This window comes from Ktedonobacter racemifer DSM 44963 (genome assembly GCF_000178855.1).
In the GTDB taxonomy this organism is placed as follows: Bacteria; Chloroflexota; Ktedonobacteria; order Ktedonobacterales; family Ktedonobacteraceae; genus Ktedonobacter; species Ktedonobacter racemifer.
Window position 1 is genome coordinate 383,879 of sequence record NZ_ADVG01000005.1, and the last position, 12,978, is coordinate 396,856.

Genomic DNA, 12,978 nt, shown 5'->3' on the forward strand with positions numbered 1-12,978 from the left:
GGAAGCGTGAGATGATGGGAATCGTATGAGCCAGAGCGGTCAGGAGAGCCAGTTCTCTCTGACCGTTGCCCAGGTAATAGCCAGACTGCGCGTGACTGATTGGACAATCCAGCGGCACACTGAAGCAGGGCAATCGCATCGTATTTTGGGGGCTGATTCCCCAAGCAGCGTCATGACCAATCAGCTTTCAAGGCCCTGCTTTACGAATGGGCTCGACAAGACACTTGAAAAGGGAGCAGAATGAACCGCTACGCCTAGCTGGTGACCACCGGCAGTGGAGACAGAAAAAGTAACTGACCAGATCTCTTCTGTGTTTGAGCAGAAAGAGATCACGTGTGCTTCCTCTCCTCCCTCTGTTTGTTGAATATGCTCATCATTGCTGCCGAGAGAGCACTTATGAGGAGCGTGCGACATGTTCATCTGACGACAACAGGAATAGTGAAGAAGAGATCATGATTGGAGGAACAATTGAGCAAACAACGCGAACAAAAAAGACCACTAACGACGACTGATGCTGGCATTCCCGCACCAAGCGATGAATATTCGCTCACCGCAGGGCCCGATGGACCCGTGCTGCTCCAGGATGCCTACCTGAACGAGAAGCTGGCCCACTTCGTCCGCGAGCGCGTCCCCGATCGCGTGTACCACGTCAAGGGCGGCGGCGCCTTCGGCTACTTCGAGGTGACCGCCGACGTCACTCAGTGGACCAAGGCCGCCTTCCTCAACAAAGTTGGCAAGCGCACACCGATGCTCGTGCGCTTCTCGTCGGTGGCCGGCGAAGAGGGCTACCCGGACACGGACCGCGACGTGCGCGGCTTCGCCCTCAAGTTCTACACCGAAGAGGGCAACTACGACATGGTCGGCAACGACACGCCGGTCTTCTTCATGCGTGACCCCATGAAGTTCCCTGACTTCATTCACTCGCAGGAGCGCATGCCCGACACCGGCCTGCGCAGCAACAACATGCAGTGGGACTACTGGACGCTCTCGCCCGAGTCGGCCCACCAGGTGATGATCCTGATGAGCGACCGGGGCACGCCGCGCACTTGGCGCAACATGAACGGCTACAGCAGCAGTACGTACATGTGGGAGAACGCAGCTGGCAAGAAGTTCTGGGTCAAGTACCACTTCAAGACCGAGCAGAGCATCCAGAACTTTACTGACGCCGAGGCCAGGGCCATGCGAGCTGAGGACCTCGACTACCACCGGCGTGACTTGTGGGAGGCGATTGCACGCAAGGACTACCCGTCCTGGCGCCTCGAGATGCAGATCATGCCGTACGAGGACGCGGCCAACTACCGCTTCAATCCCTTCGACATCACCAAGGTCTGGCCGCACAAAGACTACCCGACGATCCCAATCGGCCGGATGGTGCTCGACCATAACCCCGAGAACTTCTTCGCCCAGATCGTGCAGGCCGGGTTCGAGGTGGCGAACTTTGTCCCGGGCATCGGGCCCAGCCCGGACAGGATGGTGCTGGGGCGGATGTCCGCCTACGGCGACTCGATCCGTTATCGCAACGGCGTGAACTCTGATCAGCTGCCGGTCAACCGGCCGCTCAACGAGGTGCACAACTACAACAAGGACGGCCAGATGCGCTTCCGCCACAATGGGAACCAGCCTGTCTACGCGCCCAACAGCTATGGCGGGCCGCGGGCTGACCCGCAGCGCTACCACGATCCCAGCTGGTTCGTGGAGGCTGGCGAGATTATGCGCAGCGCGTATAGGCCGCACGCGGAGGATAACGACTTCGTGCAGCCCGGCACGCTCTACCGCCAGGTGATGTCACCAACCGATCGGGACCATCTGGTCGGCAACATCGTCTGGCACCTGAGCCAGGGCGTCGAGCGTTTCATTCAAGAGCGCGCGGTCAAAAGCTACTTGTCCCCGATCGACCCCGATCTGGGAGCGCGGGTAGCCAAAGGCCTCGGTTTGGAAATCATGGCTGAGGCAACCGCGTCAGTTGGGAAAGTCCGGAGGAAATAGTCGCCGGGGAAAGGACAAGATGCGTGGAGGCGACTGCCAGAGCGGATTGAAGACAGACGAGAGGGAAAGAGGAGACAGCTCTTCCTCTCCTCTTTCCCTTAGGGTGACAGACGACAGCGGTTCGCTGTGGCACTCAATCCTGGAGACCATGGCAATTCCGGGGCTGGCAGATGGACCGCGCTCCGCTCCGCATGGGAGACGCTTGCCGACAGATGAAGCGGCTTTACAGCCTATCGTTGTTTCCCGGTTTGTTCATACTCGATCCCCTTTTTCTCCCTCCAATTTACAAGGTGTCGATGGAAGAAGCCAGATGAAGAGCGGTTTTTCCAGGGAACGCGTGTACCAGTGCTCAAGATTGAGGGCAAAAGCTGCTCGCTTTCCGGCTCATGCCCTGGTTTGGTGAATCATGAGCTTATCGGTGTGAGGTTCCCTAAGATTCGCGCTCACTCGATAAGCTAGCGTAACTCATCAATTTCTCGATTCACCAAACCAGGGCATGAGCCGCTTTCCAGGGCATTTACCATGAAAGAGTCATAATACGAAGTGTCTAACAGTCTCCTTTGTACACTCACGACAAAGAGCCGACCTGCTACTTGCGAGACAAGCCAATTGGCTCTAGAAAGATGCTCTGTGAATCGTGCTTGTGCGGTAGAAGATGTGGCAGAAGCCCATTCGCATCATGGGCACTTGTGTCGAGTACGCTCTGCAAGCAGCTTTTAGTGTAGGTTTCGCCCGAAATCATACAGTGGCCCAATAGGCGGGCATTACCTCGTTAGAAAAAGGAGATCATTATGGCTGGAGTATCTCATTCGGTGGAAAGAACAATCGTTCTTGTCCACGGTGCCTTCGTGGACGGTTCCGGTTGGGAGAGCGTCTATAGGATATTGAAGAAGGACGGCTATCGTGTCACCATCGTCCAGAATCCGACGATCTCGCTGGCCGACGATGTCGCTGCAACCAAACGCATTATTCACGCGCAGAACGGCCCGGTGATTCTCGTCGGCCACTCCTACGGAGGAGCGGTGATCACCGAAGCCGGCAACGATCCACAGGTCGTGGGTCTTGTGTATATCGCAGCCTTTGCCCCCGACACGGGCGAGTCCGTGTCCACGCTTCTCAAGGATACCCCGCCTGGCGCGCCTGCGTCCCCGATCCTGCCGCCCCAGGATGGCTATCTGTACCAGGACAAGGTCAGGTTCCCTGCCTCATTTGCGGCTGACGTGGACGAAGAAAAGGCTGTGTTCATGGCCGATTCGCAGGTCCCGTGGGGCGAGGAGGCACTGAACGGCATGATCAGCGAACCAGCGTGGAGGACCAAGCCGAGCTGGTACTTGATCGCTAACGACGACAAGATGATCCCACTGTCAGCCCAGCGTTTCATGTCCAGGCGCGCAGGTTCGACAGTCGTCGAGGGAGCGGGCAGCCACGCGATCTACATGTCGCAACCAGGTGCGGTAGCTGAGCTCATCGAACAAGCCGTACAAGGAGTGAAGGTGTCGGCGAACGAAGCTCGGCGAACGCTTCCATAGTGATTTGGCTTGAGAGCGTTTTTCGCGGCTCTTCCGCTTTCATTATGCAGAAGTATTTCCAGCCTCTTAGCCAGCAAAAAGCCGGAACATTGAACGGGCCAGTGAAGACTCCTCAGCACAAAAAGCATCTCATTGCGCAATCCGTGGACATTTACCATTCCTGCAGAATAACATCCCCTGAAACGCTCTGAGAAGCATTCTCAGCATTTCACGCTGCTAGTTGTTCCACGGTGACTGGAGAACCAGGTCGCAGAAGTTCGGCCGTTTGTAGCCGGGGAGATAGCGCTCGCAGACATCCGAGTCGATGTTGCCAAACGCCGTCTCGGGTTTGTGTCCGATGCCATCGAGAAACGCATGCAATATCTTGTTCTTGAAACCGTCGCGGGGGAAGGCAGAGACGACCTGAGAACGTGTCTGCTCGGAGAGTTCGTCAAAGCGATCACCCATGACGTCGAAGCCAACTCCGTGATAGAGCAGAGCCACCACCGTTTCCTTGTACTGGGCCACTCCAATGGTTTGATGCAGCGCGATCGCGTCCCAGACAAGCTGTGTGGACTCTTTGGAGAGACCATGTTGTTCAAGCAAGCTACGAGCCGCATTGGCTCCATCTATCTCGAAGCGCTTGTCTGGGCTCCTGTAATGCTTGGTGAGCCCAAGATCGTGAAACACGGCGCTCACGTAAAGCAACTCAGGATCGTACTTCTGGTTCTCCTGACGGCCGAGCAGTGATCCAAAAAGGAAAACACGGTGCGAATGGTTCCACAGCAGCGGGTCGCCGTATTCGCGCAGTAACTCCGCGGCTTCGTTGGCCAGTTTGCTATCGGGAATAGCAATACCTGCAATACTTTTTGTCATGATTTTGTTCTCCTTGCGACATCTTGACTGCTTGTTCTGTTCCAAGAGGACGTAAGCGTAGGGGGTGTTTCTGCTTCCCCTCTCTTTCGAGTCTACTCCCTCCACAAAAATGGGCCATGGTCACAGCAATCTTCCCCCGAAAGGACGGAGAGCCCACTAATCAAGTTAAATGACACTCACCACCCTTGCTACTCAAAAAGTCTGTATGTGCAACAATCCATCGTTGTAAGCGCGGATATACCTGGAAGCCGTAAATACTGAGCGTAACCAAAGCGCTTCTTCTAGTGACCGCCTTCTGGCTGTATTCCCGTATAACGAGCGCGTGGCCGAATCCCTTGCGGGCTCCACGCTTGCTCCAAGGCATGCCCGATCCAACCGACACAGCGGGCCAGCGCGACGAGAGCCTGAAACTGCTCATTGGTGAGCTTCAGGTTCAGGGCCAGAGCTGCGTAGGCGAGCTCGATGCGCGGATGGATACCCAGTATTTGCTCAACTTCGGCAACCAGCGTCTCAACGAGCCTGGTACCGGAGGCTTCAGGATATTGCACGTGCAAGAGTTTCAACAGCATCACTACCCGCGGGTCCCCAGCTGGGAAGAGAGGGTGCTCGAAGCCTGGAATATCTTCCCCTTGCTTCAGGCGTTCGACGAGTACCTGATTTATTTGTTGAGGTTGACCAAGACTGCTGAGAAATCGAAAAACCTGCCCGGTCCGGAAAGCTGCTAATGCTCCATTGATAGCGGCATACAGTGTTGCACCAGTTGATGCGATGCAGCGGGCAGTAAAAGCTGGAGCGCTTAATTCGTTATCAGCATTCAGAATCAGGGCCGCATTCAAGATCTGCGAGGCCTGGTCATCATGTGGTGACCAGGCCTGCTGGAGCGTCTCAGCCAGGGAGGCCTGAGGACTTGTTGCATGGACTAGAAAGCACGTGAAAAGCCAGATCAGGCGTACGCTTGTAGTGAGTGCGGCCTCCTGACTCGGACGATAGGCACGCATATCCTCTGCGCCTAGCAGGGGCAGCACCATCTGGAACTGCTCAAGAAGCGACAAGTTGGTAGGATACAGTTTTTCCCGGAATGTCGCCAGTTTTTGGAGCAGAGCTGGCTGAGGCTTTTCCTCAGTGAAAAATTGCTCTACTTGTCGGGCATTCTCGCTTTCAGCAAAACCCCAGAGCAGCGCCGCGACTTGTTCAATCTTCCATGACGCGGCCAACTCCACTGCCTCGCGGCCACGATAATAGACGCGATCATCTCTTACCAGGGTCAGTTCGGAATCGATGATGGGCTCCCCCCAACTAATCGCCTTGCTCACCACTTGCTCTGGATGCTGGCGCATCTCCTTGCGCGCTTTCAAGCGTTGAATATCTTCCGCCAGGTAGGCCCGCACGCGACGCGAACCGCCGACTGCTTCCGAACGGATCGCCCCTCGACTCACATATGCATACAACGTTGTCAGGCTGATTCCTAATTCAGATGTCGCCTCCTGCGCACTCATATAGCGCTCATTACTCATGTGTTTCTGCCTCCTTCAGATGTTTTGTTGCCCCTATCATACAACATATTGATTTTAAAATCAATATGTTGACAATCTATTGACATTAAAATATACTCATGGAGAAATGAATACAACCACACGTGAACTGTCTTCAACCGCCTTTTCCCGGGTGGAGAGAAGAGCAAGTACAACAACCGCGAGGAAAAGAAAAGAATGTCAGTAACTGAACTCGATGAAAAAATAGCTCTAGTCCTGATTGATCTCCAGAATGGTTTTGCTGGAATACCGACGACTCCCCATTCGATGGAAGAGGTGATTGCCAATTCAATCAAGTTAGCCGAAACGTTTCGCCAGCAGGCATTGCCTGTGATGCTTGTCCACGTAACGTACTCACCTGATGGTGGTGATATGTTTGTGCCGCGCACCGACACTGAGTCTACAACTCGCAGGTCTTTAGGAGCAGATTGGGATCAACTGGTGAGGGAGATTGGTCAACAAGGCAACGATATTGTCGTACCCAAGCGTAGCTGGAGCGCCTTTCATGGAACATCGCTCGATATGCATCTGCGACGCCGTGGTATCACCGAGATTGTGCTGGCTGGTATCATGACAAGCATCGGAGTCGAATCGACTGCACGAGAGGCGCACGATCATGGATATCATCAGATTTTTGTTGAGGATGCGATGTCAGATCGCAGCGAAGAGTCTCATCAACATACCATCAGCCGCATTTTTCCACACATCGGGCGCGTCAAAAGCACCGAAGAGGTTCTCTCTCTTCTAGCACGTTGAGCCGAGCGCTGGCTAACATGAACGCCTGGTGTGAGATAGCCAACACGCGAACGGCCTCATGCCCTGGCTGGTTTCCAGGCCCAGCTCGCCGCTAAAGTTGGCTTGCACAACTTTTACTCTTGGCTCAAACTCTTCCCTCCATCGGGAACTCTTGGCCTTTGCCGACTTGCTGGAGGGATAACCTATCTCACACCAGGCGTTCATATTTCCCAGTTCAATGACATTTGAAGGTATCTTTACATGGAGAATAGTCAATGGTAACAAAAAATATCTCAGAAGCCCATTCCATCCAGAATGCTGAATTGTCTTCTTTTCGCCGCAATTTGATATTGATTATATGCTGCGTCAGCGTATTTCTTGTTGGCGTAGATACAAGTATTCTGAACGTCGCCCTTCCATCGATTCAGCACGACTTCCATGCTTCAATCGCAGAAGCACAGTGGACCCTGGATGCATATACGCTTGTGATCGCTAGTTTACTGGTATTGTCCTCTTCAACTGCAGACCGTGTAGGGCGGCGGCGTATCTTTCAGCTAGGGGTGAGCCTCTTCACGCTCGGATCACTCCTCTGTAGCCTTGCACCAAGCATTACGTGGCTTATCGTGTTCCGAATGATGCAAGCAGTCGGTGGCAGTATGCTCAACCCGGTCGCCATGTCAATTATTGGTAACACATTTATCAAGCCAGCAGAACGGGCTCGCGCTGTCGGTGTTTGGGGTGGTGTTGCTGGAATCAGTCTCGCCGCCGGTCCGATACTCGGTGGCCTCCTTGTCGACAGCATTGGTTGGCGCTCGATTTTCTGGATCAATGTTCCATTCGGAATCGCCGTTATATTGCTAACAGCCAAATTTGTACCAGAATCGAAGGCTCCTCATCCGCGCCGTTTCGACCCTATCGGTCAGATTCTCGTGATAGCTTTACTCGGACTGCTTATCTATGGAATCATTGAGGTCCCGGCATACGGATGGACCTCGTTTGAAATCCTCGCCTGTCTCATTGGTGCTGCAGCTTGCTTTGTTGGATTCATCGCCTATGAGCGAGTCCGTAAAGAGCCGCTCATTGATATACGGTTCTTCCGATCTGTTCCATTCAGTGGTGCCTCGATTATTGCATTATGCACATTCACGGCTCTGGGTGGCTTCTCAATCCTCAACACATTGTACCTGCAAGACATCCTGCATTTCTCGCCTCTTCAGGCTGGTACCGCTTTTTTACCAATGGCTGTAGCCCTGGCAATCTCCTCGCCGATTTCTGGCCGCATAATTGGGAGATATGGAACTCGCATATCACTCCTTATCGGGGGCGCAGCAATTGCCATCGCGGGTCTCCTTGCCGCCATAGAATATAATAATCTACCTTTTATCGGACTTCTTGTCTGTTATGCACTTGTCGGTTCAGGCGTTGGTTGGATCAATGCAGCAATCAGCAATACGGCTCTCTCCGGGATGCCCCGTTCTCAGGCAGGTGCTGCGGCTGGCATCGCTTCGACGATGCGACAACTAGGTCAGGCACTCGGTGTAGCGGTGATTGGTTCTGTTATTGCCTCACGTGTCACACACTTGACAGCGAGTAGTGGATTTACTGACGCTTCTCGCATAAGTTGGGGTATCATCGCTGGTTGCGGTTTCGCTGTCTTGTTTCTCGGCTTGATCACAACTGGCACTTGGGCAAAGTGCACCGCCAGCCGAAATGCGGAGCGCATGCAGTTAGAGATGGAGCACATTTGATCAGCATCTGGGAATGTACGGGTGCGCTCACACCTTGCAGGAGGTAGGGCTAAGATCCTGACCAAAGTGTGCATTCATGTCATATCTGAGATGTAAATGTTGGAATTAAGCTGTTGATTTCTTAGTGATTATCCTATGGATGAGTTGTATCCTCTTACAGAACATACTAGCTCAGGAGATGATCAACACACTTTGACACTTAGACATGGCAAACCACCCCACTTGCAGGACAAGCGGGGTGGTGGAATGATCACCCTCTATCAGCTTCCTGCCGAGGCCCGCGACCATGAATCCTCTTATGGGACGATTGGCAAGGTAAACCAGAAGGTAGAGCCTTCCCCTAATGTACTTTCCACACCAACTTCTCCCTGGTGTTCGGCGATGAGCATCTGGCAGATATATAAGCCCAGACCCAACCCTTTCCCCGAACCACTCTGGACGGGTACGCCTTTCACCTGGTGAAAACGCTGCCAGATTTCTTTCTGTGCTTCTGCCGAGAGGCCCGGCCCCCGATCGCGCACCCAGACGCGAGCAACACCCTTCTCGGCGGTGAGACCAATATGCACCGGCTGGTCGGGACGCGAATAGCGCAGCGCATTGGTCACATAATTGGTCACCACCTGACTGATGCGATCTCGATCAGCGAGCACGTGGACCAGAGTATTCTCTGGCATTTCAAGGAGGAGCGAGCGTTCGGGCGCAGTGACCCGCAAATCCTCAACAGTTTCACGCACCAGGCTGACGAGTTCACAGCGCTGCGGCGAGAGCTTCAGGGTATTGGATGTGATGCGCGAGATGTCCAGCAGGTCATTGATCAAGCGCGTTTGTGCATCGACCTGGCGTGCACAATCCTCCAGATTTTTCGTGAGTCCCTGGACGAAGGTGCTCCATTCTGGGGAGACGTTGTCCGCCGTCGTGACTACCCGTTTCAGGCGCCGTTGGATTAATTGAAGCGTCCCTCTGAGGGCAGTTAACGGTGTTTTTAATTCGTGGCTGGTTATGCCAAGGAAGAGGTCTTTTTGCCGTTCCACTTCTTTGCGGGCCGTCAAATCTAAGACGAACGTGATGGCCAGCGGTGAGGAGCCGACCCGACGCAAAAGGGTTCCCCCGTTCAGGACCGGTACGCGCGTGCCGTCTTTGGCCACATACTCTTTTTCAAACGGCTGAACCACCCCGGTTGTCTGCAGTTCCTCGATCGCCCGCGCGTCTTGGGCCCGATATTCCGGGGGAGTCATCGTCGTCCACTGCATCCGTCCGGCTGTCAGGTCTTCCCGGGTATACCCCAAAAGCTTGAGCAAGGCATCGTTGGCCTCATGAACGGTTCCCTCCAGGTCAACGAGCGCCATTGCGATGATATTGGAATCCATGAAATGACGAAACCGGGCCTCGCTCTCCCGCAGGGCCTCTTCCGCCTGTTTCAGTTCCGTCACATCCAGGCCAACTCCTATCAGATGGATCGGCTTGCCGCGGAGATCAGAGATGCATTGTACTCTGGCTATCAGCCAATGCAGGCTCCCATCGGGCCAGATCGTGCGGTACTCAATACTATAATCCCTCTTCTCAGTCAGGGCCCGTTGGTGCGCGCGTTTGACTTTCTCGCGATCGTCAGGATGCACGCACGCCAGGAACTGTTCCTCACTCCCTGAAGTCACAGGAGAGAGACCAAGATGGACCGCCATCTGATCCGTGCAGACAAATTGCAGGGTCAGGAGATTCCAATCCAACAGACCCACACCGGACGCTTTCACGGCGAGCTGCATCTCTGCTTCACTCATCTGTTTCGCCAGTTCCTGCTCGGTGACATCGGTGCCATAGGCCACCAACTCATAAATAGCCCCCGAAGGCTTGCGCACGGGGATCAGACGCCAGTGTATCAGGCGGTAGCTTCCATCATATCGGCGCACCCGGCGTGTGTGTTCACTGCTCCGCCCGGAGATGACCGTTTGGATCAGCGCTTCTTCGACTTGCGGCTGATCAGCCGGATGGAACGCCTCCAGCCAGCCCTTCCCTCGATACTCGTTCTCCTCTTGCCCGGTAAAGTTGTGCCAACTGGGGGAAATTTCTCGCACCTCGCCTCTGAGCGTGAGAATACAAAAAATATCCGTGCTTCCCTCCATCATCGCACGAAAACGATCGACAAAATCGGCCTCTTCAGGGGGACGTTGGGTGGTGTTTTCTTGCTGAGGGTTGTCGTTAAAGAAAGCCATAGAATAAGAGCCTCTCCTCTCTTGGACCAGGACACAGACAAACGCACCTTCGATCTTCGGGGCAACAGATCCTTGGTCCTCGGTTTTTCATTTGAAGGTGTGAGCAAAGGCTAGCCTCCGATCCTCCTCGCATGAGGCAATCATGACGGGAATAATTGCCTCTTCATCTTAGGAATTTCATCGCTACACATGCAAGCACAAGAAGCAGCGTCAGAGGTGTCGGTCGGAGAAACTGGTGCCGACTCGTTCCCCATGGGGAAGATCAAAATGAGCCAGAAAAGCAACCGTTTTCAGGCATTTCCTGGCGCATTTCCCATATATCTTGGCGAATGAGTTGCGAGATCAGACGGAGGAGGGAGACAGGAATGTATCTGATCGGCACGACCTACAATTTCTGTTGGGCTCATCAGGAACTTTCCAAATCGACGCACATGGACAGAGCATGTACGCCTACCATGGCCGCGGGGTTGACGGATCATATCTGGAGTGTCAGTGAGGTGTTACAGTACAAAGTTGCGCCCTTACCGTGAGTTGAGCCAAAACGACGAGGGCGACAAAAGAAGCAGGCTGACCTGTCTGCTTCTTCGGTGAAGCCATCCAGTCATCGGCCGCTGGTTCGCCTTCGTCAGGGACAATTGTGCTCAACCACCGGTTAGTGGGTCTCTACCGCATCGACGCGGTTCGCCGCTGCAAAATCCTTGCGCACGTCATCCATGATGCCAGTATAAGTCGCGGGATTAGAACGGCTGGATGTGCCTATGGCTTCTTGATCAATCACTACCGCCTCCTGGTGCTGGCGGAGAAAGGCTTCATTGATCAGCGAACTCTTGCCCGAGCCGGCCACGCCGGTGATGACCGTCAGGACGCCGGTGGGAATATCCACACTGACGTTTTTCAGATTGTTGACGGTGGCGCGGACAATCGGCAGGCTGCCGGTCGCCTGGCGGAAGGTGTCCTTGAGCGGCCTGGTACGCAGCAAATGGTTGCCAGTCAGCGTGTCGGCATCAAGCAGGCCAGCGTAGTTGCCTTCATACACGACCTGGCCGCCCTCGCTCCCGGCATACGGCCCCATATCGACAAGATAATCCGCGACTTTGATAACATCAGGATCGTGTTCCACTACAATCACAGTGTTCCCTTTGTCGCGCAATTTCTCCAGGAGCTCGTTCAGACGATGAACATCCCGCGGGTGCAGTCCGACGCTCGGCTCGTCAAAGATATACAGGTGGCAAGGCAAACGGCGCGACGCCTCGAATGAGAGAGCGTCGTGCCGTTCGGCCCGGCGGCACGCGTCTGATCAGTTCTGACCTGCTCACCTCGCTGGTGGAAGCGGGGAGCAGTTGACGCGGCTGGGCGCCTCAATCATGGGAAGAATGATCGATTTTTACCCGTTTCCCGGACCTTTTTCTGACTGAACCATCAGCCACCGGTTGCCATCGGGATCACTGAAATTAAACCACTTGACGCCAGAGCCCGGGCCATACAGGTCATCCTTCACTTCGTGGACCTCGGCGCCCTTTGCTTTGAGTTCGTTGTACGTCGCTTCAATATTTGAAGTCGAGAGATAGAGCGTCATCGTCCCCGGTTTCAGCTTTCCATGCATCGTCGACAGCGTCAGAGTGGCGCCTCCTCCTGGGAGCGAAAGCGTGACCCAGTGCCGATCGCCTTCTCCGTAGTCTTGGGTGACAGACCAGCCCAATTGCTCCGCGTAGAACGCTTTGGCCTTCGCCATATCGGTGACTGACATCGTCACCATCAGAATTTTTTCATCAGCCATTGTCATAACCTACCTTTCACCTGTCGTCAAACAGCCTGTTGTGTGTTCTTCTCGCGCTTGTCCGCAGTCGGCTCGCGGGAGTCAGACTCCTGTTGTGTTTTCGCGCGTCACTCTTCTGACTGCTCATCGCGCAGAAATGTGACCGGCTTCCCGCGCATATGCGGGAGGACCATTCGCGGCCCGTGCTCACGCAACCAGAAAAGCTTCTGCATTCCCTTTGCGCGCGGCTCAGAGATCATCCCCTGTCTCGTTCGGCGCCTCGCTCGTTTCAAGCGAGAGCAGAGCCAGACCGAGACGGATGATCTGTAGGAGCACTCCATGCAGCGCGGCCTGATCCGGCAGCGTCCCCGAAAGCAGCGTCGTCCCGGTCTCCTGCTGCTCGATGCAGAGTCCGCCAAAGCGGTCTTGCCAGGACGGGCTCAGGTGTCCTTGGACACGTATCGCGTAGTACATTTGCCTCCTCCGCATTCTGCGCGTTTCACTGCCTCCTCGCTGTGCTCGGAAGGAAGATCACCATTGTCTCCTTACCGCGTCTTCACAAAGCATAGCAGAACGCGAGCCATTCCACAGTCGTCAAAAGTATGCCAAAGGGAGTAGTTGTATGAGGAG

At 54.6% G+C, this 12,978-nt stretch carries 10 protein-coding genes and 2 pseudogenes; 6 read left to right on the forward strand and 6 right to left on the reverse strand.

What is annotated here, in order from left to right; translation table 11 throughout:
- Positions 1–25: 25 nt before the first annotated feature.
- From KRAC_RS55815 to KRAC_RS55825, 3 genes are all read left to right on the forward strand, one after another.
- The gene (locus KRAC_RS55815; protein ID WP_007922277.1) at positions 26–244 is read left to right on the forward strand and encodes a hypothetical protein; all 219 of its coding nucleotides are present in this window, start codon (positions 26–28) and stop codon (positions 242–244) included.
- Positions 245–468: 224 nt separating this feature from the next.
- A complete protein-coding gene (locus KRAC_RS55820) occupies positions 469–1,986 on the forward strand; it encodes a catalase (RefSeq protein ID WP_007922279.1) in 1,518 nt (505 codons plus the stop codon).
- A gap of 791 nt (positions 1,987–2,777) precedes the next feature.
- Positions 2,778–3,515, forward strand: coding sequence for an alpha/beta hydrolase (locus KRAC_RS55825; RefSeq protein ID WP_007922281.1), 738 nt, complete (start codon positions 2,778–2,780; stop codon positions 3,513–3,515).
- A 216-nt stretch (positions 3,516–3,731) separates the two neighbouring features.
- On the opposite strand, the gene KRAC_RS55830 is transcribed toward KRAC_RS55825, so the two are convergent.
- A complete protein-coding gene (locus tag KRAC_RS55830; RefSeq protein ID WP_007922283.1) occupies positions 3,732–4,370 on the reverse strand; it encodes an HD domain-containing protein in 639 nt (212 codons plus the stop codon).
- 281 nt (positions 4,371–4,651) lie between these two features.
- Positions 4,652–5,884, reverse strand: coding sequence for a citrate synthase family protein (locus KRAC_RS55835; RefSeq protein ID WP_007922285.1), 1,233 nt, complete (start codon positions 5,882–5,884; stop codon positions 4,652–4,654).
- Positions 5,885–6,079: 195 nt separating this feature from the next.
- Here KRAC_RS55835 and KRAC_RS55840 point away from each other — a divergent pair, with 195 nt between their 5' ends.
- The 3 genes and pseudogenes from KRAC_RS55840 to KRAC_RS55845 all read left to right on the forward strand — a co-directional run bounded on the left by KRAC_RS55840 (position 6,080) and on the right by KRAC_RS55845 (position 8,385).
- Complete coding sequence (locus tag KRAC_RS55840) at positions 6,080–6,658, forward strand: isochorismatase family protein (RefSeq protein ID WP_007922286.1); 579 nt, start codon at positions 6,080–6,082, stop codon at positions 6,656–6,658.
- A gap of 45 nt (positions 6,659–6,703) precedes the next feature.
- Positions 6,704–6,839, forward strand: a pseudogene (locus KRAC_RS80595) (IS982 family transposase); the annotation flags it as partial.
- A gap of 73 nt (positions 6,840–6,912) precedes the next feature.
- Complete coding sequence (locus tag KRAC_RS55845; RefSeq protein ID WP_007922287.1) at positions 6,913–8,385, forward strand: MFS transporter; 1,473 nt, start codon at positions 6,913–6,915, stop codon at positions 8,383–8,385.
- A gap of 296 nt (positions 8,386–8,681) precedes the next feature.
- Here KRAC_RS55845 and KRAC_RS55850 read toward each other — a convergent pair whose 3' ends face one another.
- From KRAC_RS55850 to KRAC_RS55865, 4 genes and pseudogenes are all read right to left on the reverse strand, one after another.
- On the reverse strand, positions 8,682–10,592 hold the full coding sequence (locus tag KRAC_RS55850) for a PAS domain-containing sensor histidine kinase (RefSeq protein WP_007922289.1): 1,911 nt from the start codon (positions 10,590–10,592) through the stop codon (positions 8,682–8,684).
- A gap of 670 nt (positions 10,593–11,262) precedes the next feature.
- A pseudogene (locus KRAC_RS55855) lies at positions 11,263–11,817 on the reverse strand (excinuclease ABC subunit UvrA); the annotation flags it as partial.
- Between the two features lie 159 nt (positions 11,818–11,976).
- Entirely contained in the window at positions 11,977–12,375 is a 399-nt protein-coding gene (locus KRAC_RS55860; protein ID WP_007922298.1) for a VOC family protein, read from the reverse strand.
- A gap of 222 nt (positions 12,376–12,597) precedes the next feature.
- Positions 12,598–12,822 carry a hypothetical protein gene (locus KRAC_RS55865; RefSeq protein ID WP_007922301.1) on the reverse strand — a complete coding sequence of 75 codons (225 nt, stop codon included), beginning with the start codon at positions 12,820–12,822 and terminating at the stop codon, positions 12,598–12,600.
- Positions 12,823–12,978 lie beyond the last annotated feature (156 nt).

Coding starts and splice junctions, on each gene's coding strand:
- KRAC_RS55815 (WP_007922277.1), top strand. CDS start 26: ATGAGCCAGAGCGGTCAGGAGAGCCAGTTCTCTCTGACCGTTGCCCAG.
- KRAC_RS55825 (WP_007922281.1), top strand. CDS start 2,778: ATGGCTGGAGTATCTCATTCGGTGGAAAGAACAATCGTTCTTGTCCAC.
- KRAC_RS55830 (WP_007922283.1), bottom strand. CDS start 4,370: ATGACAAAAAGTATTGCAGGTATTGCTATTCCCGATAGCAAACTGGCC.
- KRAC_RS55835 (WP_007922285.1), bottom strand. CDS start 5,884: ATGAGTAATGAGCGCTATATGAGTGCGCAGGAGGCGACATCTGAATTA.
- KRAC_RS55840 (WP_007922286.1), top strand. CDS start 6,080: ATGTCAGTAACTGAACTCGATGAAAAAATAGCTCTAGTCCTGATTGAT.
- KRAC_RS55845 (WP_007922287.1), top strand. CDS start 6,913: ATGGTAACAAAAAATATCTCAGAAGCCCATTCCATCCAGAATGCTGAA.
- KRAC_RS55850 (WP_007922289.1), bottom strand. CDS start 10,592: ATGGCTTTCTTTAACGACAACCCTCAGCAAGAAAACACCACCCAACGT.
- KRAC_RS55860 (WP_007922298.1), bottom strand. CDS start 12,375: ATGACAATGGCTGATGAAAAAATTCTGATGGTGACGATGTCAGTCACC.
- KRAC_RS55865 (WP_007922301.1), bottom strand. CDS start 12,822: ATGTACTACGCGATACGTGTCCAAGGACACCTGAGCCCGTCCTGGCAA.